The organism is Flammeovirga aprica JL-4, assembly GCF_012844305.1.
GTDB classification, from domain to species: domain Bacteria; phylum Bacteroidota; class Bacteroidia; order Cytophagales; family Flammeovirgaceae; genus Flammeovirga; species Flammeovirga aprica.
Map to the genome: position 1 here is coordinate 1 of NZ_JABANE010000450.1, position 514 is coordinate 514.

The 514-nt window shown below is 60.5% G+C and carries 1 protein-coding gene; it reads right to left on the reverse strand.

Translation table 11 applies throughout. The features are described 5' to 3' along the window. On the reverse strand, nucleotides 1-514 hold a 514-nt coding region (locus tag HHU12_RS34885; protein ID WP_317170787.1), incomplete at both ends, for an NADH-quinone oxidoreductase subunit H.

Below are 514 nucleotides of genomic sequence, written 5' to 3' on the forward strand. Positions count from 1 at the left end.
GACCCCGCCTGCGCCACCACGCGCATCAGGGACGGACCGAGAAACACTTCGTAGCTCAGGGTCTGCGCGGAAGCACGCATCGCCCCCAGCAGCGAGTATTTGTTATTGCTCGACCAACCGGCGAACAGCACCGCGTAGACCGCCAGGCCTGCCATCATCAGGAAGAAGAGGATGCCGATGTTCAGGTCGGCCACCACCCACGTCGGGCTAACCGGCACGATAGCGAAGGCCAGCAGCAGCGAGGTAAAGGCGATAACCGGCGCCAGAGTAAAGATCACGCGATCGGAGAAGCGCGGGATCCAGTCCTCTTTAAAGAACATCTTGATCATGTCGGCGACCAGCTGCAGCGAACCGCCCCAGCCGACGCGGTTAGGTCCGTAGCGGTTCTGGAACAAGCCGAGCAGACGACGCTCGCCGAAGCTCATGAACGCGCCGCAGGTGACAACCACCAGCAGAATGACCACGGCCTTCAGGATGCTTAACAGAATGTCGATAAGATCCGGCGTTAACCAGC